Here is a 24,005-nt window from a genome sequence, read left to right on the forward strand (position 1 = left end):
CGGACTGGGCGACACGCAGCGAGCCCGACCGACCGTCGGGAGATCACGAGTGTCCGCCTCATCCACATGGAGAGGTCACGGGTGGGCGCGGCCGCGCCCACCCGGCATACGGCCTCGGCGCCCGGCGTCAGCCCTCGCGGACCTGCACCTGGACGAACGGCGGCTTGACGACCGTCGCCTCGAGCGCGCGACCGCGCACGTCGATCGAGACGGTCTCACCGTCGGCGACGTCAGGGTGCAGCAGCGCCAGGGCAATTCCCTGCTTGAGGGTCGGCGAGAAGGTGCCCGAGGTGACCTCGCCGACGCTGTCTCCGTCGCGCGACACCGCGCAGTGCGCCCGCGGGATGCCGCGCCCCGTCACGAGCAACCCGCGCATGAGACGGGTGGGGTTGGCCTTCTCCGCCTCGAGAGCCTCCTTGCCCCAGAAGGCGTCCTTCTTCCAGCCGACGGCCCATCCTGCACGGGCCTGGACCGGTGAGATGTCGAGCGAAAGGTCTTGTCCGTGAAGGGGATAGCCCATCTCGGTGCGCAGCGTGTCACGTGAGCCCAGACCGCACGGCTTGCCCTCGAACGGCTCGATGGCCGCGACGAGCGCGTCCCAGAGGGCGGGGGCGTCGTCCCAGCGCGGCACGAGCTCGTAGCCACGCTCGCCGGTGTAGCCGGTGCGGCACACGATGACCGGGTGACCCTGCCAGTCGGCCTCGACGAACGACATGTAGTCGTGGCCCGTCGGCAGCCCCAGCGAGCCGAGGACCTCGTCGCTGTCGGTTCCCTGGACCGCGATGACGCCGTAGTCCCGGTGCAGGTTGGTCACGGTGATCCCCTCGGGCGCCGCCGCCTCGAGGCGTCGCACGACCTCGGCAGTGTTGGCGGCGTTGGGGATGAGGAAGACGTCGTCGTCGGACTTGAGGTAGACGATGAGGTCGTCGACCACGCCGCCCGACTCGTCGCAACAGAGGGTGTACTGCGCCGAGCCCGGCTGGATGCGCCGCAGGTCGTTGGTGAGGCAGGAGTTGACGAAGTCGGCCGCACCGGGGCCCACCACCGATGCCTTGCCGAGGTGGCTCACGTCGAAGACGCCCACTCGCTCACGCACCGCCGTGTGCTCCGCGACGACGCCCCCACCGGGGTACTCGATCGGCATGTCCCAGCCACCGAAGTCGGCCATCTTCGCGCCGAGGGCGACGTGGCGGTCGTGCAGGGGTGAGGTCAGCGGGGAGGTGGTCCCCGACGTCGCTGTCGTCATGGGCGCCAACCTACCGCTCGCCGAGAGTGCCGCTCCCGCTCGTTATCATCGAACGCCGCCACCAGCGGCAGCATGGTGCGCCCGACCTCGGGCGCACGCGCACCCCGACGCATCCTGAGGGCGCGCCCTCATCGCCGTCCGGACGCACACCCGACAAAGGAGTCCTCGTGGCCAACCTGACCATCTCGAACCGCTCGGCCGCCGACACGCCCTGTGACGCGCTCGTCGTCGCGATCGTGCCGGGCGAGAGCGGCGCCGGCCTGGCTCCCGGGCACGGGCTGCCGCGCAAGACGGTCTCTCACCTCAAGTCGGTCGTCGCCGACCTCGGGCTCGCCGGCAAGGTCGGCGAGGTCACGACCCTCGCCGCGGTGCCCGAGGTGACGGCCAAGATCGTGGTCCTCGCCGGGGTCGGCGCCCTGTCGTCCGCGCCCGCGGCTCTCGAGGAGGTGCGCAAGGGCCTCGGCTGCGCCGTCCGCGGCCTGGGCAAGAAGAAGAAGGTCGCGGTCGTCGTGCCGGGCACGTCGGTCGAGCTCGTCTCTGCCGTCGCCGAGGGGGCTGCCCTCGGCGCGTATGCCGTCTCGAAGGCGGGCACGACCAGCACCGACGCCGTCGGCGTCGTTGCGCTCGTCGGTCCCGCCGACGCGGCCTCGCGCAGGGCCGTCAAGCGGGCCGCGGCGCTGGGTGACGCCGTCGCCTACACCCGCGACCTGGTGAACCTGCCGCCCAACCTGCTCTACCCCGAGACGTTCGTCGACTCGCTGGCCGAGCGCATCAAGGGCACCAAGGTGAAGCTGAAGTCCTACGACATGAAGGCCCTGCGCGCCGGCGGCTTCGGCGGCACGGTCGGCGTCGGTCAGGGTTCGGCGAACGAGCCGCGCATCGCCGTCCTGAGCTACTCCCCCAGCCGCCCGAAGGCGTCGATCGCCTTCGTGGGCAAGGGCATCACGTTCGACTCCGGCGGCCTGTGCATCAAGCCGGCCAACGGCATGCTCACCATGAAGTGCGACATGGCCGGTGCCGCAGCCGTCGCCGGGGCCGTCCTGGCCATCGCCGAGCTCGGCCTGCCGATTGCCGTCACCGGCTACCTCGGTCTCGCCGAGAACATGCCGAGCTCGACGGCCCAGCGCCCGAGCGACGTCGTGACGATGCGGGGCGGCAAGACCGTCGAGGTGCTCAACACCGACGCCGAGGGTCGCATGGTGCTCGGCGACTGCATCGCGCTGGCCTCCGAGACCATGCCCGACGCGATCGTCGACGTCGCCACCCTGACCGGCGCGCAGGTCATCGCCCTGGCCAACACGGCAGCCGTCATGTCGAACGACGACGCGTTCCGCGCTCGCGTGCTCGACGCGGCACAGTCGGTCGGCGAGGCCATGTGGCCGATGCCGCTCCCGGTCGAGCTGCGCCCCGGCCTGGAGTCGATCAACGCCGACCTCGCCCACAAGGGCGGCCCCGAGGGGGGCATGCTCACGGCCGGCCTCTTCCTGCAGGAGTTCGTCGGCGAGGGCATCCCGTGGAGCCACCTCGACATCGCCGGTCCGGCCTTCAACGACAAGGCCCCCGCCGGCTACTGGCCCAAGGGCGGCACCGGCTTCGGCGTGCGCACCCTGGTCGGTGTCGCCGAGTCCTACCTCTGACAGCCACCTCAACCGTCGAGAGGCCACTCGTGGCCCTCTCGTGACAGTCGAAAGGCCAGGACGCGCGGCGCGTCCTGGCCTTTCGACACCGGTGAGGCGACACATCGTGGCCTCTCGACGGTTGAGGAGCGGGCTCTCAGCCGCCCGACTTGCGGCGGAACATCTGCTGCGCCTTGGCGGGCCCGTGCGCGCCGTGCACCTTCGAGCGGTCGTTGTCGTCGGAGACGTCCTTGCCGCCGTGCGCGTGCTTCTTGTCGAGCGCCGCACGGAACTTGGCCTTCATCTCTTCGCTCGGGCCGCTCTCTGAGCCGTCCTGCTGGGACATCGGTGGACCTCCTGTGTGCTGTGCGCCGGATCCGGCACGGACTGAACTCTTTTCACCCTGTCAGGCAGAGGCGGACGGGTCCACCCCTTTAGGTCACGCGTCGCCCTGCCGGCGACGCTTGCTCCACTCGCGCATGCGGTTGGGGTAGCCGGTCTTGTTGACGTCGTAGACGGGGACTCCCAGCTTCTGGCTGATCTCGAAGCCGTCCTTCGCCGACCCGACCGCGCGGCGGGTCCATTCGCCGTCCCAGGCGATGAGGACGATGGTCGTCGTGGTGACGCTGGTGGCGGGCTCGACGTACGCCTCCACGCCGCGCTTGGACTCGACGAAGGCGCGCAGGTGCGCCTCTACCGCCTTGCGGTCGATCGCCATCTGCGGACCGTCGGACCGGCCCTGACGGCCGTCGCCCTTGCGGCTGCCGCGTCGCGAGAACCAGCCCATGGCCGCACTGTACGTGGTCCGACGGTGCCTTCGAGCAGACCTCGCCGCGAGGCGTGACCTGCCTGTGACGTCCCAGACGATCAATGACAAGATGCTGTGTGCACGCCCACCCGTACGTCCATTCGCACGTCCCGGACTCCGCTGCACGACGGTCGGAACCGGCGATCCACCAGAAGGAGCCCATGCATGTCGGCTGATGCCGCAGGCGACTACGACGTCGTCATCCTCGGTGGGGGGTCGGGCGGCTACGCCTGTGCCCTCCGGTCGGCAGAGCTGGGCCTCTCGGTGGCCCTCGTCGAGAAGGGCCGGTTGGGCGGCACGTGCCTGCACCAGGGGTGCATCCCCACCAAGGCCCTGCTGCACGCCGCAGAGGTCGCCGATGTCGCTCGTGAGGGCGCCTCCTTCGGCGTCAAGACGACCTTCGAGTCCGTCGACATGTCCGGCGTGAACGCATACAAAAACGGTGTCGTCACCCGACTCCACAAGGGTCTGCAGGGGCTCGTGAAGGCCGCCAAGATCGAGTACGTCGAGGGCGCCGGTGTCCTCGACGGGCCCCACACCGTCGTCGTCGGCGACCGACGCGTCACCGGCCGCAACGTCGTGCTCGCCACCGGCAGCTACGCGAAGTCGCTGCCCGGTCTCGAGATCGGCGGCCGCATCATGACGAGCGAGCAGGCGCTCTCGATCGACCACGTTCCGGCGCGGGTGGTCGTGCTCGGCGGCGGGGTCATCGGCGTCGAGTTCGCCTCTGTCTTCAAGAGCTTCGGCTCCGAGGTGACGATCGTCGAGGCGCTGCCGCGGCTCGTGGCGGCTGAGGACGAAACCATCAGCAAGCAGCTCGAGCGCTCCTTCCGCAAGCGCAAGATCGCCTTCAAGACCGGAGTCCGCTTCGCCGGCGCGACCCAGCAGGGCGACGTCGTCACCGTGTCGCTCGAGTCGGGCGAGACCCTCGACGCAGACCTGCTCCTCGTGGCCGTCGGCCGAGGCCCGGTCACCGAAGGCCTCGGCTACGAGGCCGCCGGCGTGAGCGTCGACCGCGGGTTCGTGCCCACCGACGAGCGCCTCCGCACCAGCGTCGCGGGCGTGTATGCCGTCGGCGACATCGTCCCCGGGCTCCAGCTCGCCCACCGGGGCTTCGCCCAGGGCATCTTCGTCGCCGAGGAGATCGCGGGACTCGCACCCGCCGTCATCGAGGAGTCGGGCATCCCCCGGGTCACCTACTGCGACCCCGAGATCGCCAGCGTCGGCCTCACCGAGGCCCAGGCGCGCGAGAAGCACGGCGACGTCTCGACCTACGAGTACAACCTCGGCGGCAACGGCAAGTCGCAGATCCTCGGCACGCAGGGCTTCGTCAAGCTGGTCCGCCAGGTCGACGGCCCCGTGGTCGGGGTCCACATGATCGGCGCCCGCATGGGCGAGCAGATCGGCGAGGCACAGCTCATCGTGAACTGGGAAGCGCACCCCGAGGACGTCGCCGGTCTCATCCACGCGCACCCCACACAGAACGAGGCGCTCGGCGAGGCACACTTGGCCTTGGCGGGGAAGCCCCTGCACGCACACGCTTGAGCCAGACACTGGGAAGAGGAGAAAACACGTCATGTCAGAACGCGTGACCATGCCGGCCCTGGGTGAGTCCGTCACCGAGGGGACCGTCACCCGCTGGCTGAAGAACGTCGGTGACCAGGTGGAGATCGACGAGCCGCTGCTCGAGGTCTCGACCGACAAAGTCGACACCGAGATCCCGTCCCCCGTGGCGGGCACGCTGCAGGAGATCCTGGCCCAGGAGGACGACACCGTCCCCGTGGGCGCCGACCTCGCGGTCATCGGCGACGGCGCAGCCCCCTCCGGCGGGGGCGACGCGCCAGCGGCCGAGTCGGCTCCCGAGCCCGAGGCAGCACCTGCTCCGAGCGCTCCCGAGGCGCCCAGCACCGAGCAGGAGCCCCAGGCCGCCACGAGCGAGCCCGAGGCGGCCCAGGCGGAGCAGCCGCAGGCGGGCGCGTCGTCGTCCGAGGGCGGCGAGGGCCAGACGGTGACGATGCCCGCCCTGGGCGAGTCGGTCACCGAGGGAACCGTCACCCGGTGGCTCAAGGCCGAGGGCGACGAGGTCGCCGTCGACGAGCCGCTGCTCGAGGTCTCGACCGACAAGGTCGACACCGAGATCCCCTCTCCCGTCGCCGGCACCCTGACCAAGATCCTCGTCCAGGAGGACGACACCGTGCCGGTCGGCGCGGACCTGGCCGTCATCGGCGGGGCCCAGGGTTCTGCTCCCGCTCAGGAGGCTCCGGAGCAGGAGGCCCCCCAGCAGAAGGCCCCCCAGCAGAAGGCCCCCCAGCAGAAGGCCCCCCAGCAGGAGGCCCCCCAGCAGGAAGCCCCCCAGCAGGCAGCGTCGGCGCCGGCCGACTCGGCAGCCGCGCAGCAGGCCGCCGCCCCGTCGCCGGCCGCCCAGGCACCTGCTCAGGCAGCAGCCGAGTCGGGCGAGCAGCAGGCAGCCGGTCTGCCCGCGGACGCAGCGCGCCCGGCGGCGCAGCAGTCGCCCGAGACGGACGCACCCGCCGCGACCTCCTCCCGTGACGACGCGGCCGCATACGTCACTCCCCTGGTGCGCAAGCTCGCCTCCCAGCACGGTGTCGACCTCGGCTCCATCACGGGCACCGGTGTGGGCGGACGCATCCGCAAGCAGGACGTGCTCGACGCCGCCGAGGCCGCCAAGGCCGCCAAGGCCGCCAAGGCCCCGGCCGAGCCCGCCCCCGCCGCGGCCCCGGCTGCCGCTCCGTCGGCCGCGCCGAGCGCTCCGGCGGCCGCTGCGTCGCAGGTCTCGCCCAAGCGAGGCACCCGCGAGAAGATGAGCCGGCTGCGCAAGGTCATCGCGACCCGCATGGTCGAGTCGCTCCAGGTGTCGGCGCAGCTGACCACCGTGGTCGAGGTCGACCTCACGAAGGTCGCCCGTCTACGGGCCAAGGTCAAGAACGACTTCGAGGCCCGCGAGGGTACGAAGCTCAGCTTCCTGCCGTTCCTGGCCCTGGCCGCCACCGAGGCGCTCAAGGCGCACCCGATGGTCAACGCGAGCATCGACGGCGAAGAGATCGTCTACCACGGCACCGAGAACCTCTCGATCGCCGTCGACACGGAGAAGGGCCTTATCGTCCCCGTCGTCAAGAACGCCGGAGACCTCAACATCGCCGGGCTCGCCCGGGCCATCGCCGACGTGGCCGCTCGCACGCGCAGCAACAAGATCACGCCCGACGACCTCGCTGGTGGCACCTTCACCATCACCAACACGGGCAGCCGCGGTGCCCTGTTCGACACGCCGATCATCAACCAGCCGCAGGTCGCGATCCTCGGCACCGGCGCGATCGTCAAGCGACCCGTGGTCGTCACCGACGCCGACGGCGGCGAGACGATCGCGATCCGTTCGATGATGTACCTCGCCCTGTCCTACGACCACCGCATCGTCGACGGTGCCGACGCCGCCCGCTTCCTCGGCACGATGAAGACACGGCTGGAAGAGGGCCGCTTCGAGGCCTGAGGCCCCATCCCAATGAGGAGCACGCCATGACGAGGCGCGTCGCCGTCACCGGATCTTCCGGGCTGATCGGCGGCGCGCTTCGCCGTCATCTCGAGGCGCGGGGCGACGAGGTGCTGCGCCTGATGCGACGTCCGCCGAACGGGCCCGGCGAGGTCGAGTGGGACCCCCCGAACGGCCGTCTCGACGAGGCCTCTCTCGAGGGCGTCGACGCCGTGGTCAACCTCGCCGGCGTCGGCATCGGCGACCGGCGCTGGAACGACGAGCACAAGCGAGCGATCGGACAGTCGCGCACCGACGCCACCGGCACCGTCGCCCGCGCGCTCGTGGCCCACCGTGAACGCACGGGTCGGTCGATCCGGCTCGTCAACGGCTCCGCGGTGGGCTACTACGGAGACCGTGGCGATGAGGTTCTCACCGAGCAGAGCCCGCCCGGGCAGGACTTCCTCGCAGACCTCGTGACCCGCTGGGAGCACGCGGCACAGCCCGCCGTCGATGCCGACATCCCCGTGGCCTACGTGCGCACCGGTCTCGTCATGGCACCGGACGGCGGCGCGTTCAAGCCGGTCGTGCTGCTCGGCCGGCTCGGCCTGGGGGGTCCCATGGGCTCCGGTCGTGAGTGGTGGCCCTGGATCACGCTCGACGACGAGGTTCGCGCGCTGACCCACCTCATCGACCGTCCCGAGCTGGTCGGGCCCTTCAACGCCGCCGCGCCGGGAGCCGCTCGGCAGAAGGAGATCGCCGCGACCATCGGTGCGGCGCTGTCACGACCTGCAATCCTCCCCGCCCCACGCTTCGCGCTGCGGGCCGTCATCGGCGAGTTCGCCGACTACGTCGTCGCGAGCCAGCGCCTGCAACCAGCAGCGTTGCTCGCCAGCGGCTTCACCTTCGAGCATCCCGACCTCTCGGAGGCCGTCACGTGGCTGGTGCGGTCGTGATGTCCGTGAGCCGCCAGCCCTGAGGTCCGCGGGCCAGGCTGAAGTCGAGCAGGCGGCCGGTGTCGGCCGGCCGTTGCGAGCGCGCACCGTCGCCCGACACGACGACGTATGCCGTCCAGTCGACTCGGGCGCGCAGCACTGCGTGGGCTTCGTCCCCCGAGACGTAGGACGCCTCGGCCACCTCGAGGCGGAGCCCCTCCCACCGCACCCGTGAGTCGCGCAGTCGCGTCAACAGCCCCGCGTCGCTGGTGGCGCTTGCGGAGTGCGGCGCATGGACGGCGGCCAGTGCGCGCTCGTCGAGGCTGAGCAGCGCGCCGCCCCGCCGGTCGCTGAGCGCCTGGAGGAGGTCCTCGGGCCGCTGCGCGGGACTCGTCGGGTCGAGGACGAGCTCGTCGGTGGAGCGCGAGGCCGACCCCGCCGCTGGCCCTCGGGCGCTGCTCGTCGGGTGCGAGGCGGCTTGAGGGGCAACGCTGGTCGCGGGCGCGGCGGGTGTGCGCAGCGCTGCGGGAGCGGTGGCCGGCGAGCTCGAGGGCCTCAAGGGCGTCGAGGTCGATTGCACCGCCGGGGGCGTCGTGACCACCGCGTCAGGCCGGGTGGGCCCGGGCTGCCTGGCGGCGAGGGCCCACCCGGCGAGGCCCAGCGCGGGAACGGCCACCAGCGCTGCGGCGAGGAGGCGCGTGCGCCAGCGCGCGCCGACGGCGACCGCCTCGCCAGGAGCGTCCCGTTCGGCGTCGGCGCGGAGCCGGTGGGTGAGGGCAGAGGCCTGGTCGGCCCCCACCACGACCTCGACGGGCTCGGCGGGCGCCGCCTCGTAGAACCGGAGCGCGAGTTCGGCGGCTCCCGGACGACGCTCTGGCTCGGGGTCGATGGCCTGGGCGATGACCTCTGCCAGCTCGGCACCGACGTGGCTCACGACCGTCTCGAGGTCGAGCCTGGCCATCGTGTCGGGCGCACCGTTGCCGGTCAGGCAGAACCACGCGACGGCGCCGAGCGCGTACACGTCGGCTGCGTCGCCCGGCGCGTCGCCGAGCAGCACCTCGGGTGCCACGAAGCCCGGGGTGCCGTGGACGGCGCCCGGCTCGCGGCCGGCGACGCGAGCCGCCCCGAGGTCGAGCAGGACGGGTCGGCCGGCGCCGGTGAGGGTGATGTTCGAGGGCGAGATGTCGGCGTGGATGCCGCCGGCCGAGTGCAGGTGGGCCACCGCCTCGCAGATGGGCGTGAGCACGGTGACCACCTCGCCGGGGCGCAGGTGGCCCCGGCTGCCCACCATCGCCCGCAGCACGGCGCCGCGCACGAGGTCGAACACGAGTGCCTCGCGCCCGTCGGGAAGGGGCACGACGGAGCGCAGTGGCACGAGGTGCTCGTGGTGCACCGCCGTCAGCACCTGTTGCTCGACCAGCGCCTGGTGGGCGTCCACCTCGTCGCGGACCCGGTGCGGCACCTTGACCGCCACCGGGCGGCCGGTGGCGTCGACGCCGGACCAGACGACAGCAGACGCTCCTGCGCCGACCACCGCGTCGAGGCGGTGGCCCGGCACGTCAGGGACGTCCAGCGCGTCCGGCACATCATGGACGCCCGGCACGTGACGCCTGTCAGCGATGTCGCCGTGCAGGTTCGGGGTCGCCTCCGACGCGCTCTCGTTCACCCGCTCATGCAACCAGCGTTCGCGCGACCCGCGGGCGCGCCATCCACAGGGCCGCTCAGGGCGTCTGCCCGGGCGTGACGACGTCGACCACGCGCCGGTCGCGCGCGCTGATCCGGGCGGCGTCGATGACCGCGAGCACGTGGACGGCGTCACGCGGGTCGACCGGCATGGTCACCTGGGGGTCGGCGCCCGCAAGGGCCGCCGCGACGGCCCGGTAGAAGTCGGCCTGGTCGGCACCGGTCACGACCGGCCCGGGCTCGCGCTCGTCGCCCCTGACGACCCAGCCCACGTGGTCACCGTCGTTCTCGAACTCGGTGAACGAGCTCACCTCGTCGAACTGGCGACCTATGACGTAGGCGCCCGCGGACCCGCTCACCCGGGCGCGCGGGCCCGGGGCTCCGTTGACGGCGCTCGACATGATGTGGCTGACGACGCCCGAGGTGTGACGGCAGGCGAGGAAGGTGTCGTCCTCGGCCACGGTCGTGCGCGAGTCCACCTCGGCGTAGACGGACTCCACCTCACCGTGGAGCAGCACGGCCTGGTCGACGAGGTGGCTCTGCAGGTCGAGCAGCACACCGCCGCCCTCGCTCGCTCGGGTCTGGTCGCGCCAGACCTGCCTGGCCACGGGGCGCCAACGGTCCCAACGGTATTCGGCACGCCAGATCTCACCGACGAGCTCGCCGTCGCGGACGGCGCGCAGGGCGGCGAGCTCCGGGTCGAAGCGCCGGTTGTTGAAGACGGTGAGCGGCACGCCGTGGTGGGCGGCCTGGTCGACGACGTCGAGGGCCGCGCTCGCCTCGACTGCGAGCGGCTTGTCGACGACGAGCGGCAGGCCTGCTTCGATGACCCTCCCTGCCTGCTCGGCATGCACCCCGCTCGGCGACGCGAGCACGACGAAGTCGAGGCCGTCGATGCCGAGCAGCGCCTCGAGATCCGGCACGACGCCGGCCTCGGGCAGGTCGGCCCGCACCTGGTCGGCACGGGACGCGTCGGACGTCGACACGGCGGCGACCGTGAGCCCGGCGCGGGCCAGAAGGGGGGCGTGGATGCGTCGGCCGGCCATGCCGTAGCCGACGAGCCCGACACGCAGGGAGGTGGACGGGGCCGGCTCGACTGGAGGCATTCCGGCATCGTATGCCGCACGGCGTACCCTGACCGCATGCGTCTCGTGCACCTCGGCCTCGACCCCGACTTCGTCGACTACGAGCAGGCCTGGCAGGTGCAGCGCGACACTCACGCGAGGGTCGTCGCCGGTGAGGAGCCCGACACCGTCTACCTGCTCGAGCACCGCGCGGTCTACACGGCGGGCAAGCGCACCGAGCCCCAGGAACGGCCCAACGACGGCACCCCCGTCATCGACGTCGACCGTGGCGGCAAGATCACCTGGCACGGTCCGGGCCAGATCACCGGCTACCCCATCGTGCGCCTCCCCGCGCCCATCGACGTCGTCGGCTACGTGCGCCACCTCGAGGAGATGATGATCCGGGTCTGCGCCGACTTCGGCGTCGAGGCCGGGCGCGTGCAGGGCGAGAGCGGCACGTGGATCGCCGAGGACGACCGCGGACCGCGCCGCAAGATCGGGGCCATCGGCATCCGCGTGAGCCGGCAGGTCGCGATGCACGGCTTCGCCTTCAACTGCAACCCCGACCTGTCGTGGGGCGAGGTCATCATCCCCTGCGGCATCGTGGGCGCGGGCGTCACGTCCTTGTCGTTCGAGCTCGGCCGTGACGTCCCGGTCACCGAGGTCCTCCCCCACGTCGAGAAGCACCTCGCCGACATCCTGCCGACACTGCATCCCAACCGCCGCGCACTCGCCTGACCGACCCCTTATGGTGGCGACCACCAGCCGGTCGACCCAGGGGGATCGATGGACGCCGCCGTCCGCACCGTCAACCTACGCAAGACCTACCTTTCCCGTGGCTCGCGCCGGGTCGCCGTCGCCGGCCTGTCGATGGCGGTGCCGCTCGGAGGGGTGCACGGCTTCCTCGGACCCAACGGGTCGGGCAAGACGACGACCATCCGGATGCTCCTCGGCTTGGTTCGGGCAGACTCCGGCACGGCCGAGCTCTTCGGCGAGGCGGTCCCGAGGCGACTCCCCCACGTCATCGACCGGGTCGGCGCGATCGTCGAGTCCCCCAAGTTCTTCCCCGGCTTCACCGCCCGGCAGAACCTCGGTCTCCTCGCCGGCGCCATCGGCAGTCCCCGGCAGCGGGTCGACGAGGTGCTCGAGGCCACCCACCTGGGTGACCGAGGCCGCGACCGGTATGCCGGCTTCTCCCTCGGCATGAAGCAGCGCCTCGCGATCGCGGCGACGCTTCTCAAGGACCCCGACCTCCTGATCTTCGACGAGCCCACCAACGGCCTCGACCCAGCCGGCATCCGCGAGGTCCGAGACACCATGAAGTCGCTCGGGGCTCGAGGCAAGACCGTTCTCGTCAGCTCCCACATCCTTGCCGAGGTCGAGCACGTCGCCGACACCGTCTCGATCATCGGCCACGGCGCCCTTCTGGCCGAAGGACGCGTGGCCGACATCCTCGGCGGACAGGGCCACGCGCAGGTGCGCGTCCGTGTGGCCTCCCCCGAGCGCGCCGCGCAGATCCTCCAGGCCGAGGGCTTCACCCTCACCCGCGACGGGCACGAGCTGCTCGTCGGGGCCGAGGACCCGTCCGCCATCACGCGGTCCCTGGCCGGTCACGGCCTCTACGTCAGCGAGCTCGTGCCGGTTCGCCCCGACCTCGAGTCGGCCTTCCTCGCCCTGACCGAGGACCAGGGTCTCGGGAGCGAGGCCGACCGGGCGGCCGGTGGCGCCACTGCGAGCGGCACGACCGGAGGTGGTGCGGCGTGAGCGAGACCCTGCTCCCCTCGGACGAGCGACCGCGCACGCAGCGGCGCCCGTCCGGCACGTCGTTCGCCGGTCTCGTGGGTGTCGAGCTGCGCCGCCTCTGGTGGCGACGCCTCACCAAGGTGGCCGTCGTGGCGCTCGTGCTGTTCACCGGGGCCGCCGTCTACAACGCCTACAGCTCGAGCACGCCGGAGCGCCTGGCCCAGCAGCTCGACGACTACAAGGCGCTCGTCGCGGACACGAAGCGCCAGCAGGCCGACTTCAAGGAACAGCTGCCCCAGATGCTGGCCCAGTGCCGTCAGGACCAGGCGGCCGAACGGCAACGGTCCGGCGACCAGTCCGTCGACTTCGGGTGCGACTCGATCGCCGGGCCCACCGAGCCCACGCTCGAGCAGTTCGGCCTGGTGCCACCGGTGGCCGACGTCATCACGGCCGGCATCGCGACCTCCGCCGCCTACCTCGTCGCCTTCCTCGCCTTCGTGCTCGGCGCGAGTGCCATCGGGGCCGAGTTCACCACCGGCTCCATGGGCAACTGGCTCACCTTCCAGCCACGGCGCACCCGGGTGGCGTTGACCAAGCTCGCCGCGGTCGCCCTCGGCGGCGCCGCCCTGGCGGTGGTCTTCGCGCTGCTCACCAACCTCGGTGCGCGGATGATCGCCGTGGTCAACCGGCCGGGCGAGGAGCTCGTGCTGCCCGAGCCCGCCACGGCCACCGACTCGGTCCCCCAGCTGCTCCTGCGCGTCGGGGCGGTCGCCGTCCTGGCCGGGATCTGCGGGGCCGCTCTCGCGCTGGTGCTGCGCTACACCGCCGGCGTCGTCGGGGTGCTCCTCGCGTATGCCGTCGGGGTCGAGCTCATCGCGGCGCAGGCGTTCCTGCAGGGCCGGCTCAAGCCCTGGACGGTCGGCACCAATGTCGAGGCGTTCCTCGGCAAGGGCACCACGTACTTCGCCGAGAGGTGCGAGGGCAGCACCTGCTCGTTCGCCTCCCAGTCGCTCTCGTACACCCATTCCTGGATCTTCCTGCTGGTGGTCGGGCTGGCCCTCACCGTCGTGGGCGTGCTGACGTTCCACCGGCGCGACGTGTCCTGATCGCAGCGAGATCGTCCAGCAGGAGCCGTCGATGGCGACGGGATCCGTTCGTCGTAGGGGTAGCCGGGACAACCCGGCAGACAAACGAACCAAGGAGCGACCGACATGGCCAAGTACCTCGTCCTCATCTACGGCAGCGAGCAGGAGTGGGACGCCCAGACCCCCGAGGAGTCGCAGGCCAAGGAGGCAGGCCACATCGCCTTCTCCCGCGCCGCCGGCACCGGACGACTGAGCGGTGAGGAGCTCGAGTCGGCGACGACGGCCACGACCCTGCGCGCATCCGGCAACGGCAGCCCGATCGTCACCGACGGCCCGTTCATGGAGACGAAGGAGGCGCTCGGGGGCTTCTACATCGTCGACGTGCCCGACCTCGACGCCGCCGTCACCCTCGCGCGGATGCTGCCCGAGCTGCGTGAGCAGCACGGGGCCGTCGAGGTGCGTCCGATCGTCGACCACGGCTGAGCCGGCCGTCATGACGCCCGCGCCGGCACCCGAGGTCGCCGCCGCCGTGGCGCGCGCGCACCGGGAGGAATGGGCGCGCGTTCTCGCCTCGACGGCCCGCATCACGCGCGACCTCGACATCGCCGAGGAGTGCACGCAGGACGCGTTCGAGCGAGCCCTCGAGCGGTGGCCGGCGGACGGCATACCGCAGCGGCCCGGCGGCTGGCTGACCACCGTCGCCGGCAACCGGGCCCGCGACGTGGTGCGTCGGGAGGCGCACGGCCGGCGTCTGCTCCCGATGCTCGTCGTCGACGAGCAGGAGGCCGAGCCGTGTGCCGTGGCCGAGCGCACGGTGCCCGACGACCGACTGCGCCTCGTGTTCACCTGCTGCCACCCGGCGCTCGCACCGGAGGCGCAGGTCGCGCTCACCCTGCGCCTCGTCTGCGGCCTGTCGACCGCGGACGTCGCGCGGGCCTTCCTCGTGCAGGAGACGACGATGGCCGCCCGGATCACTCGCGCCAAGAAGAAGATCGCGGCTGCTCGCATCCCGTATCGCGTCCCACCTCCCGAGGAGCTGTCGGCCCGCCTCGGACCTGTCACGGCCGTCCTGCACCTCGTGTTCACGACCGGACACACGGCGCCGAGCGGCGGTGCCCTCGTGCGCCAGGACCTCGTGGACGTCGCGATCCGCATGGGCCGGATGCTGCACGGCCTCCTGCCCGGAGCGACGGGCGTGACGGGTCTGCTCGCGCTCATGCTGCTCGCCGATGCGCGACGCGACACCCGGGTCGACCACGACGGAGCGCTCGTGCTGCTCGCCGACCAGGACCGGTCACGGTGGGACCGCGAGCTGGTCGCCGAGGGGGCCGCGCTCGTCGGCGAAGCCCTCGCCCAGGGGCCGCCCGACCGGTTCACGGTCGAGGCGGCCATCGCCGCGGTCCACGCCGAGGCCCCGACCTGGGAGGCGACCGACTGGGGCGAGGTCGTCGGCCTCTACGACGTGCTCCTCGGCCTCTGGCCCTCTCCGGTCGTGGCGCTCGGCCGAGCGGCCGCGGTCGGTTTCCGCGACGGACCGGAGGCCGGACTCGAGGCGATCGCACCGCTCCTCGACGACCCGACCGTGGCCACCTACCCGTACCTCAGCGCCAGCCGGGCCGACCTGCTCCGCCGCCTCGGGGCCTGGTCGGAGGCAGCGACCGCCTACGAGGAGGCGTTGGCCCTCGCGGGCAACGACGCCGAGCACGCGTTCCTGTCTGCGCGCCTCACGGAGGTGCGCGCGCACCGGGACGGCTGAGCGGGCCCGACGGCATACGGGCATGGTCGGGGGCGTTGTCGATGAGGCGTAACCTGTCCGGAGCAGCAAATCCCGACCAAGGAGCCCCTGTGTCTGTCGTTCCCGACGGCCGTCGTCTGCTGCGCGTCGAGGCGCGCAACGCCGAGACCCCCATCGAGCGCAAGCCCTCGTGGATCCGCACGACCGCGAAGATGGGCCCCGAGTACACCGCGCTCCACTCGATGGTGAAGTCCGAGGGCCTGCACACGGTGTGCCAGGAGGCCGCGTGCCCCAACATCTTCGAGTGCTGGGAGGACAAGGAGGCCACCTTCCTCATCGGTGGCGACGTCTGCACCCGGCGCTGCGACTTCTGCGACATCGCGACGGGCCGTCCCACCTCTCTGGACCTCGACGAGCCCCGCCGCGTGGCCGAGTCCGTGGCCCAGATGGGCCTGCGCTACTCCACCGTCACCGGCGTCGCCCGCGACGACCAGCCCGACGGCGCCGCCGGGCTCTACGCCGAGACGATCCGCCAGATCCACCTGCTCAACCCGAACACCGGCGTCGAGATCCTGCCGCCCGACTTCGGTGCCAAGCCCGAGCTCGTCGGCCAGGTCTTCGACGCGCGCCCGGAGGTGTTCGCGCACAACCTCGAGACGGTGCCGCGCATCTTCAAGCGCATCCGCCCCGCCTTCACCTACGAGAAGTCGCTCAAGGTGCTCTCGATGGCGCGCGAGGCGCAGCTCGTCACGAAGTCCAACCTCATCCTCGGCATGGGCGAGACCGACGCCGAGATCGAGGAGGCGATCCGCGACCTCCACGACGCCGGCTGCGACATCCTCACGATCACGCAGTACCTCCGGCCCTCGAAGCTGCACCACCCCATCGACCGGTGGGTCAAGCCCGAGGAGTTCGTGCACTGGTCCGGGATCGCCGAGGAGATGGGCTTCAAGGGCGTCATGGCCGGTCCGCTCGTCCGCTCGTCCTACCGCGCCGGCCGGCTCTGGGCGACCGCGATGCGCAAGTGGGGCCGCGAGATCCCGGCTCACCTGTCGCACCTCGCCGAGGCCGCCGAGTCCCCCGCGCGCCAGGAGGCGGCGTCGTTGGTGGCCCGCGCTCAGAGCGCCGTATCCTGAGCACCATGGCACGCAACAAGGACGGCGACGCGACGAGCTCGCCCCAGGAGAAGAAGCAGGGACGGCTGTCCCAGATCCGTGACGTTTTCCGGATCTCCAGGCAGGCTGACCCGCTCATCGGCTGGTACATGCTGCTGTCGTTCCTCGTCGTCTTCGGGGTGCTCCTCGTCGTCGGCTTCATCGTCAAGCTGCCCTGGATCTTCGGCATCTTCGGCGTGCTGTTCGGCGTCCTCGCCGCGACGATCGTCATGAGCCGTCGCGCCGAGCGCGCCGCCTACAGCCAGATCGAGGGCCAGGCCGGCGCTGCCGGCGCCGCGCTCACCTCGATCCGCCGCGGCTGGTACACCGACCGCGAGCCGGTCGCCGCCGACGTCGCCCGCGCGGGCGACATCAGCTCGGCCGCCATGGTCTACCGCGCCCTGGGCCGCCCGGGCGTGGTGCTCGTGGGCGAGGGGCCGACCTCGCGCGTGCAGAAGCTGCTCGCGGCGGAGAAGAAGCGCGTCGAGCGTGTGGCTCCCGGCGTGCCGGTCACCACCATGCGCGTCGGCACCGGCGAGAACGAGGTGCCGCTGCCGAAGCTCGCGAGCAAGGTCCAGCGCCTCAAGCCGCAGATCACCAAGGACGAGATGGCCATGGTCAACAAGCGCCTCAAGGCGCTCGGCGGCATGCGCGCTCCGCTGCCGCCCGGCGTCGACCCCGCACGCGCCCGGATGGACCGAAAGGCCTTGCGCGGCAAGTGACTCCGCCAGGCGGCATACGCGAGCCCGCCGACGAGCCCTATACATCGAGAAAGCGATCCGTCCGATCGGACGGATCGCTTTCTCGATGAAGGAGGCAGGTCTTGTTTTGGGGCGCGCACTCGATGGTCAGCGGGTGCGGACGACGACGGTGCCGGGCACCTTGTCGTGCAGTCCCCGCCCGTCGCGGTCCCACACGACCGCCGGGATGAAGATGCCCAGCAGGATCGTGCGCACGAGCGCCTGGACCGGCATCACCCGACCGGTCGTCAGCGACCGGACCTGCAGCCCGGCGACACGGTGACCGATCGTGTAGCCGAGGGTGCCGACGAGGAGCAGGTGCATGACGGCGAACACGCCGAGCACCACGAAGTTCTGACCACCCGTGGCCGGGGGCTGCGAGAACGGCAGCGGCACGGAGAACAGACCTCTCGCGATGAGGGAGGCGACGCCCCAGTCGACGAGGACCCCGACGAGGCGGATGCCGAAGCCGGCGACCGACCCCGGCCCCTTCTCGGGGAGCCCGAGGTCACGGCCCCGGTACTGCCCGTCGGTGCTCGTGCGTGCTCTGGGGCCCTCGAGCCAGGAGCCGAAATCCTTGCGGTCCACCACGGCACCAGCGTAACGAGACGCGAGCCGCGCCCTTTGCCCGACCCTGTGCTTCCGTAACACCCGCGAAACATCCGGGTCACTGCCGAGAAATCGCCGGTCGATAGTGTCGTCGACGACAGCACGGGGCCGTCCCTCGATCTCGGGCGCTCGAACGAGTGCCCGGAGGCCGGGTGACGACCTCGCCCCACATAGGAGGTTGGATGTTCAGCTCAGCTGACGAGGTCCTCACGTTCATCAAGGACGAGGACGTCAAGTTCGTCGACATTCGGTTCTGCGATCTGCCCGGTGTCATGCAGCACTTCAACGTGCCGGCTGAGTCGGTCGACGAGGACTTCTTCACCGTTGGTCAGATGTTCGACGGGTCCTCGATCCGCGGCTTCCAGGCGATCCACGAGTCCGACATGAAGCTCGTGCCGGACCCGGCCACGGCGTTCATCGACCCGTACCGCGCCGAGAAGACGCTGGTCATGAACTTCTCGATCCTCGACCCGTTCACCGACGAGCGCTACAGCCGTGACCCGCGCAACATCGCGAGCAAGGCCGAGGAGTACCTCAAGTCGACCGGCATCGCCGACACCGCCTACTTCGGTGCCGAGGCCGAGTTCTACATCTTCGACGACGTCCGCTTCGAGACGAAGTCGAACGCGTCCTACTACTACCTCGACTCCATCGAGGCCGCGTGGAACACCGGTCGCGAGGAGGAGGGTGGCAACAAGGGCTACAAGACCCGCTACAAGGGCGGCTACTTCCCCGTCTCCCCCGTCGACCACTTCGCGGACTTCCGCGACAAGATCTGCCTCGAGCTCAAGGAGGTCGGTCTCAACGTCGAGCGCAGCCACCACGAGGTCGGCACGGCGGGCCAGATGGAGATCAACTACCGCTTCAACACGCTGCTCCACTCGGGCGACGACCTCATGAAGTTCAAGTACGTCGTCAAGAACTCCGCCTGGGCGCAGGGCCACACGGCGACGTTCATGCCGAAGCCGCTGTTCGGTGACAACGGCTCGGGCATGCACACGCACCAGTCCCTCTGGAAGGACGGCGAGCCGCTCTTCTACGACGAGCGCGGCTACGGCGGCCTGTCGGACCTGGCACGCTGGTACATCGGCGGCCTGCTCAAGCACGCCCCGTCGCTGCTCGCGTTCACGAACCCGACCGTGAACTCCTACCACCGACTGGTCCCCGGCTACGAGGCCCCGGTCAACCTGGTGTACTCGGCCCGCAACCGCTCCGCGTGCGTGCGCATCCCGATCACGGGCACGTCGCCGAAGGCCAAGCGCATCGAGTTCCGCGTGCCCGACCCGTCGGCCAACCCGTACCTCTGCTTCGCGGCCCAGCTGATGGCCGGTCTCGACGGCATCAAGAACCGCATCGAGCCGCCGGAGCCGGTCGACAAGGACCTCTACGAACTGCCGCCCGAGGAGCACGCTGCCATCGAGCAGGTCCCCGGTTCGCTGCCCGAGGTCCTCGCCGCGCTCGAGGCCGACCACGACTACCTCCTCGAGGGCGACGTCTTCACCGCCGACCTCATCGAGGCCTGGGTCGAGTACAAGCGCAAGAACGAGGTCGACCCGATCCGCTTCCGCCCGCACCCGCACGAGTTCGAGATGTACTTCGACCTCTGAGCGGAGCGCAGCACGTCCCGAAGGGCGGTCCACCACTGGTGGGCCGCCCTTCGGCGTCGGGTAGGAGGGAGGTATGAGCGACGACCCCTTCGACCTCGAGCGCTTCGTGCAGGTGCAGGACCGGGGCGGCGCGTTTGCCGCTGCCCTCGCCGAGCTGCGTGCGGGCCGCAAGCGGGGGCACTGGATGTGGTTCGTCCTCCCGCAGGTGGCCGGCCTGGGACGCAGCGACATGGCGAGGACGTATGCCGTGTCGGGCCTTCCCGAGGCTCGCGCCTACCTGGGCCACCCGGTGCTCGGCCCACGCCTGCACGAGTGCGTGGCAGCGCTGGACGCCCTGGAGGCGACCGACCCGGTCGAGGTGCTGGGCGGCATCGACGCCACGAAGCTGCGGTCGTGCCTGACCCTCTTCGAGCGTGCCGCCCCGGACGAGGCGGGCGCGAGGCCCTTCGCGCGCGCGCTCGACCACTTCTTCGGCGGCCGGCGCGACGACGCGACGGAAGGGATCCTCGGCTCGTGAGAGCCGACGACGGCCAGGCCGCGGCTCCGGACGACGCCGCCGACCCCCGCCGCTGGCGCGCCCTGTGGGTCTGCCTCGTCGCCGGCTTCATGACCCTGCTCGACGTGAGCATCGTCAACGTCGCCCTGCCCTCGATCCAGACCGGCGTCGCGGCCACGCCGAGCGACCTCCAGTGGGTGGTCTCGGGCTACGCCCTCGCCTTCGGCCTCACCCTCGTGCCGTCGGGGCGCATCGGCGACGCGCTCGGTCGGCGCACCGTCTTCGTCGTCGGTGTGGTGCTCTTCGGGCTGTCCAGCCTGGCCTGTGGGCTGGCCCCGAGCGCGGGCCTGCTCGTCGTGGCCCGGTTGGCGCAGGGCGCTGCGGGAGGCATCCTCAACCCCCAGGTCTCGGGCCTGATCCAGCAGCTGTTCCGCGGCGCCGAACGGGGTCGGGCCTTCGGCCTGCTCGGTGCGACCATCGGCATCTCGACGGCGGTCGGCCCGGTTGTCGGTGGTCTCCTGCTCGACGCGCTCGGACCGCAGTCGGGCTGGCGGTGGATCTTCTTCGTCAACCTCCCCGTCGCGGCCGCCGCCGTGGTGCTCGCGATGCGCTGGCTTCCTGAGCCGGCGAACCGGGTCCGCGGCCGGCGCATCGACGTCGACCCGGTCGGGGTCGTGCTGCTCGGTGCGGGCGTGCTCGGCGTCCTGCTGCCGGTCGTCGAGTCGGGGCGCGGCGCGGGGAGCGTGCCGTGGTGGGTGGCTCTCGTCGGAGTCGCCTTCGTGGCGGCCTTCCTGGCCTGGGAGCGTCGCTACACCGACACCGGCGGGGAGCCGCTCGTCGACCTCTCGCTCTTCAGGGTGCCGGGATACCCGTCAGGCGCGACGGTGGGCACGATCTACTTCGGCGGGTTCACCGGCATCTTCTTCGTGCTGACCATCCACGTGCAGCAGCAGCTGAACTACTCACCGTTGCTGGCGGGCCTGACCGTGACGCCGTTCGCTCTCGGCTCGGCCGTCACGTCCGCCCTCGGTGGGCGTCTCGTGAGCCGTTACGGGCGCCTCCTGGTAACCGTCGGACTCGTGGTCGTGCTCGTCGGCGTCATCGCCGTCGATCTCACGGTCGCAGCCGTCGACGGAGCCGACCTCGGCTGGTGGCTGGTGGCGCCGCTGCTCGTGGCCGGCATCGGCAGCGGCCTCGTCATCTCCCCCAACATCACGCTCTCGGTCGACGGTGTGCCGGTCGAGCGGGCCGGGACGGCCGGTGGTCTGCTGCAGACCGGCCAGCGGATCGGCACCGCCATGGGGGTCGCCCTCGTCGGCGCCGTGTTCTACTCCGGTGCGGTCGGGACCGGCCGCCTCGACCCCGGCGGCGCCCTCAAGGTCTGCGCCGTCCTCGTCACCGTGGCGCTGGCTGCCAGTGCGTTCGACCTGCGCAACCGACGGCGGGCGCCGGGGCCCGCCTGACGGCATACGTGGTCGGCGGGGTGACCAGCCGACCGTCGACGCCGGCCCGCCCGCAGCACGGAGGACGACACGCGATCTACAGCACCTGCGGTAATCCGTCCTCGGCCTCGAGCGGGTCGTGCTCGCGGCGGTGTCACCGCACGATGGCGCCATGGGAGCACCGGTGGTCACGTCGCTCGGACATGCGGGGCTGCGCATCGACGCCACGCACCTGACGCTGCTCTGCGACCCGTGGATGTCGCCGCAGGGCGCCTTCCTCGGGTCGTGGTTCCCGTTCCCCGACAACTCGCACCTGCTGCGGCCCGACGTGCTCGACGCCGACTGGGTGGCGATCTCGCACGAGCACCTCGACCACCTGGACCTCGACCTGCTGGCCATCCTGCCCTCGCACGTGCGCATCGTGATCCCGCGCTATCCCGCACCGGAGATGATCTCGCGCATCCGTGGCGCCGGGATCCGCAACGTCGTCATCGAGCTCGACCGCTGGGAGCGGCTCGCCCTCAACCGGCTCGGTGACTGGATGACCGTCATCCAGGAGCAGTCGCCGATGTGCCACGACGCCGCCGTGCTCCTGTCGGTGGCCGGGCACGCGATCCTCCACACGAACGACGCGCGGCTGACCCCCGCCCAGCTGCGCCGGGCCGTCGAGGAGGTGGGCCGGCCGATCGACCTCATGGGCGTGCAGATGTCCGGGGCGTCGTGGCACCCGATCTGCTACGAGTACCCGCCGGACGTGGTGGCCTCGATGAGCGCCGACAAGCGTCTCGGTAAGTTCAAGGCCGTCAGCCGGCTGCTGCGGGCCGCACCCCCGAGGGTCGTCATGCCGTATGCCGGCCCACCCTGCTTCCTGGACCCGACCCTCGCCCACCACAACGACCGGATCGCGCCTCCCGGGATCTTTCCCGACACGGCCCAGGCGGCGGCGTACCTGCGCTCGCGCCTGCGCGACCAGTCGGTCGTGCGCCTGCTGCCCGGCGACCGCATCGACGTCGGGACGGGCGCCGTCGACCCGGACCCGCACTGGCACGGCTTCCGGCTCGCCGGCGACCACGCCGACCTCGGGTCCGAGGGACGGCTGCCCGACGACCTGCACGCCTACCTCGACGACTACGCCGAGCGACGGGCGGCCGACGTCGCGGCGGTCTACGCGGCCTTCCCCGACCCACCCCGCGGCAGCGGCCTGGCCCAGCGCTTCGCGACGCACTTCGAGCAGCTCGGCGCCCTGTCTGACTACTTCCTGCACCGCATCGGCATGACGGTGCGCTTCGTCGTCGCGGGCGATGACGGGGGCACGTGGGACGTCGAGCTCGGACCGACCCGGTGCAGCGTCGACCTGACCGGCAGCGCGCCCGCGCCCGGCTACCGCATCACCGTCGAGGCACGCTGGCTCGACGCCGTTCTCACCGGGCGGGTGCGCTGGGAGGACCTCTTCCTGTCACTGCGGATCTCCTGCTGGCGCGACCCGGACCGCTACAACGACTACCTCGTCGGGCTGCTCAAGCACGCGGACGCGGCAGCACTGGACGAGGTGGAGCGCTACGAGACCGAGCGCGACCCCGACGACACGGTGACGCTCGCCGAGCGGTGCGCGGACGGCAGGCGCGAGTGGGAGGTCAGCCGCTACTGCCCGCACGCCGGCGAGGACCTCGCTCACGGGGCAGTGATCCGCGACGGCGTGCTGCGCTGCCTCGCGCACAACTTCGAGTTCGACCTCGGAACCGGCGAGTGCCTCAACGCCCGGTGCGACCCGCTCGTCAGCCGTCGAGCCGGATCACGGGCGGTCGCCCCGTGACCAGGTAGCGCGCGGTCCACGCCACGACTCGCAGGGTCGCCCACAGCGACGGACGCCGCAGGAACGTCAGGTCCACCGCGACCCGGCGGGGCACGAGCTGCTCGACGTACCAGCGCTCCAGTGCCTCGGGATCGGGCGCCCCCGACGGCACCCGCCCGTCGGGCACGGCCAGGACGGAGACGTCGTCGCGAAGGCTGATCTGGGCGGGGCCGGTGAGCCCGGGCGTCTCGTCGAGCACCCAGGCGACGTCGGTCGGGTAGCGCTCGGCCAGTGCCGGCGTCTCGGGACGTGGGCCGACGAGGGTCATCTGGCCGGCCAGGACGTTCAGCAGCTGGGGCAGCTCGTCGAGGCTCGTCTTCCTGAGCAGACGGCCGGGGCCGGTCACGCGCGGGTCTCCCCTGCCGGTCACCTCGGGACCGCCGGTCCCGACACGCATCGTGCGGAACTTGTACAGCGTGAAGGGCTTTCGGCCACGGGTGAGCCGAACCTGGCGGAAGATCACCGGCCCCGGGCTGGACACCCGCACCGTGACGGCCACGGCCACGAGGACGGGCGCGAGCACCGCGAGACCGATCAGGGCGACCGCCACGTCGAGCACTCGTCGCTGCCAGGAGATCGCGCCGACCCGGGAATCGGGCTGAGCCGCAATGGATCTCGCGGGGATCTGCGCAACCTCCCTGTCGACGCCTCGACCGACACGTGCTCCTGGCGACGTCGGTTCCGGGACAGCGGCACTCGTCATCAT

At 71.5% G+C, this 24,005-nt stretch carries 22 protein-coding genes; 15 read left to right on the forward strand and 7 right to left on the reverse strand.

Annotated features, from left to right (window positions below; all coding sequences use genetic code 11):
* Positions 1-127: 127 nt before the first annotated feature.
* Positions 128-1,246, reverse strand: coding sequence for a glycine cleavage system aminomethyltransferase GcvT (gcvT, locus tag AB4091_RS14585; RefSeq protein WP_442292470.1), 1,119 nt, complete (start codon positions 1,244-1,246; stop codon positions 128-130).
* Between the two features lie 167 nt (positions 1,247-1,413).
* Here gcvT and AB4091_RS14590 point away from each other — a divergent pair, with 167 nt between their 5' ends.
* Positions 1,414-2,883 (forward strand): leucyl aminopeptidase, encoded by a 1,470-nt coding sequence (locus AB4091_RS14590; protein ID WP_442292471.1) that lies wholly within the window; start codon positions 1,414-1,416, stop codon positions 2,881-2,883.
* 136 nt (positions 2,884-3,019) lie between these two features.
* On the opposite strand, the gene AB4091_RS14595 is transcribed toward AB4091_RS14590, so the two are convergent.
* Together AB4091_RS14595 and AB4091_RS14600 are read right to left on the reverse strand one after the other, a co-directional pair.
* Positions 3,020-3,208, reverse strand: a complete 189-nt coding sequence (locus AB4091_RS14595) for a DUF5302 domain-containing protein (RefSeq protein ID WP_442292472.1) — start codon at positions 3,206-3,208, stop codon at positions 3,020-3,022.
* A gap of 93 nt (positions 3,209-3,301) precedes the next feature.
* The gene (locus AB4091_RS14600; RefSeq protein WP_442292473.1) at positions 3,302-3,649 is read right to left on the reverse strand and encodes a hypothetical protein; all 348 of its coding nucleotides are present in this window, start codon (positions 3,647-3,649) and stop codon (positions 3,302-3,304) included.
* 186 nt (positions 3,650-3,835) lie between these two features.
* Here AB4091_RS14600 and lpdA point away from each other — a divergent pair, with 186 nt between their 5' ends.
* From lpdA to AB4091_RS14615, 3 genes are read left to right on the forward strand one after another with little or no spacing between them, the layout of a single operon-like run.
* Complete coding sequence (gene lpdA / locus AB4091_RS14605; protein ID WP_442292474.1) at positions 3,836-5,215, forward strand: dihydrolipoyl dehydrogenase; 1,380 nt, start codon at positions 3,836-3,838, stop codon at positions 5,213-5,215.
* Between the two features lie 31 nt (positions 5,216-5,246).
* Complete coding sequence (sucB, locus tag AB4091_RS14610) at positions 5,247-7,175, forward strand: 2-oxoglutarate dehydrogenase, E2 component, dihydrolipoamide succinyltransferase (protein WP_442292475.1); 1,929 nt, start codon at positions 5,247-5,249, stop codon at positions 7,173-7,175.
* A 26-nt stretch (positions 7,176-7,201) separates the two neighbouring features.
* On the forward strand, positions 7,202-8,110 hold the full coding sequence (locus AB4091_RS14615) for a TIGR01777 family oxidoreductase (protein WP_442292476.1): 909 nt from the start codon (positions 7,202-7,204) through the stop codon (positions 8,108-8,110).
* Here AB4091_RS14615 and AB4091_RS14620 read toward each other — a convergent pair.
* Together AB4091_RS14620 and AB4091_RS14625 are read right to left on the reverse strand one after the other, a co-directional pair.
* Positions 8,088-9,755: a protein kinase domain-containing protein gene (locus tag AB4091_RS14620; RefSeq protein WP_442292477.1), complete on the reverse strand. Its 1,668-nt coding sequence runs from the start codon at positions 9,753-9,755 to the stop codon at positions 8,088-8,090. The two genes, AB4091_RS14615 and AB4091_RS14620, sit on opposite strands and share 23 nt — an antisense overlap.
* A 55-nt stretch (positions 9,756-9,810) precedes the next feature.
* Positions 9,811-10,878 carry a Gfo/Idh/MocA family protein gene (locus tag AB4091_RS14625; protein ID WP_442292478.1) on the reverse strand — a complete coding sequence of 356 codons (1,068 nt, stop codon included), beginning with the start codon at positions 10,876-10,878 and terminating at the stop codon, positions 9,811-9,813.
* A 36-nt stretch (positions 10,879-10,914) separates the two neighbouring features.
* Here AB4091_RS14625 and lipB point away from each other — a divergent pair, with 36 nt between their 5' ends.
* The 7 genes from lipB (at position 10,915) to AB4091_RS14660 (ending at position 17,275) form a co-directional block, all read left to right on the forward strand.
* Complete coding sequence (gene lipB / locus AB4091_RS14630; RefSeq protein WP_442292479.1) at positions 10,915-11,574, forward strand: lipoyl(octanoyl) transferase LipB; 660 nt, start codon at positions 10,915-10,917, stop codon at positions 11,572-11,574.
* Between the two features lie 48 nt (positions 11,575-11,622).
* Positions 11,623-12,600, forward strand: coding sequence for an ABC transporter ATP-binding protein (locus AB4091_RS14635; protein ID WP_442292480.1), 978 nt, complete (start codon positions 11,623-11,625; stop codon positions 12,598-12,600).
* Positions 12,597-13,685 (forward strand): ABC transporter permease subunit, encoded by a 1,089-nt coding sequence (locus AB4091_RS14640; RefSeq protein ID WP_442292481.1) that lies wholly within the window; start codon positions 12,597-12,599, stop codon positions 13,683-13,685. Before AB4091_RS14635 ends, AB4091_RS14640 begins: the two co-directional genes overlap by 4 nt.
* A 105-nt stretch (positions 13,686-13,790) precedes the next feature.
* Positions 13,791-14,147, forward strand: a complete 357-nt coding sequence (locus AB4091_RS14645) for a YciI family protein (protein ID WP_442292482.1) — start codon at positions 13,791-13,793, stop codon at positions 14,145-14,147.
* 10 nt (positions 14,148-14,157) lie between these two features.
* Complete coding sequence (locus AB4091_RS14650; protein ID WP_442292483.1) at positions 14,158-15,420, forward strand: RNA polymerase sigma factor; 1,263 nt, start codon at positions 14,158-14,160, stop codon at positions 15,418-15,420.
* An 89-nt stretch (positions 15,421-15,509) separates the two neighbouring features.
* Positions 15,510-16,535, forward strand: a complete 1,026-nt coding sequence (gene lipA / locus AB4091_RS14655) for a lipoyl synthase (protein WP_442292484.1) — start codon at positions 15,510-15,512, stop codon at positions 16,533-16,535.
* Positions 16,536-16,540: 5 nt separating this feature from the next.
* On the forward strand, positions 16,541-17,275 hold the full coding sequence (locus AB4091_RS14660) for a DUF4191 domain-containing protein (RefSeq protein WP_442292485.1): 735 nt from the start codon (positions 16,541-16,543) through the stop codon (positions 17,273-17,275).
* Positions 17,276-17,401: 126 nt separating this feature from the next.
* On the opposite strand, the gene AB4091_RS14665 is transcribed toward AB4091_RS14660, so the two are convergent.
* Positions 17,402-17,884, reverse strand: a complete 483-nt coding sequence (locus AB4091_RS14665) for an RDD family protein (protein WP_442292486.1) — start codon at positions 17,882-17,884, stop codon at positions 17,402-17,404.
* Between the two features lie 200 nt (positions 17,885-18,084).
* Between AB4091_RS14665 and glnA the strand changes: the two genes are divergently transcribed.
* The 4 genes from glnA (at position 18,085) to AB4091_RS14685 (ending at position 23,260) form a co-directional block, all read left to right on the forward strand.
* Positions 18,085-19,509: a type I glutamate--ammonia ligase gene (glnA, locus tag AB4091_RS14670; protein WP_442292487.1), complete on the forward strand. Its 1,425-nt coding sequence runs from the start codon at positions 18,085-18,087 to the stop codon at positions 19,507-19,509.
* A 73-nt stretch (positions 19,510-19,582) separates the two neighbouring features.
* Complete coding sequence (locus tag AB4091_RS14675) at positions 19,583-20,026, forward strand: DUF1810 domain-containing protein (protein WP_442292488.1); 444 nt, start codon at positions 19,583-19,585, stop codon at positions 20,024-20,026.
* Entirely contained in the window at positions 20,023-21,468 is a 1,446-nt protein-coding gene (locus tag AB4091_RS14680) for an MFS transporter (protein WP_442292489.1), read from the forward strand. The genes AB4091_RS14675 and AB4091_RS14680 overlap by 4 nt, the downstream gene beginning before the upstream one ends.
* Before the next feature lie 151 nt (positions 21,469-21,619).
* Entirely contained in the window at positions 21,620-23,260 is a 1,641-nt protein-coding gene (locus AB4091_RS14685) for a Rieske 2Fe-2S domain-containing protein (RefSeq protein ID WP_442292490.1), read from the forward strand.
* Here the strand turns inward: AB4091_RS14685 and AB4091_RS14690 are convergent.
* Positions 23,223-24,005, reverse strand: a complete 783-nt coding sequence (locus AB4091_RS14690; protein ID WP_442292491.1) for a sugar transferase — start codon at positions 24,003-24,005, stop codon at positions 23,223-23,225. The two genes, AB4091_RS14685 and AB4091_RS14690, sit on opposite strands and share 38 nt — an antisense overlap.

Origin of the sequence: Terrabacter sp. 2RAF25 (genome assembly GCF_052115265.1) — a bacterium.
Taxonomy (GTDB): Bacteria; Actinomycetota; Actinomycetes; order Actinomycetales; family Dermatophilaceae; genus Terrabacter.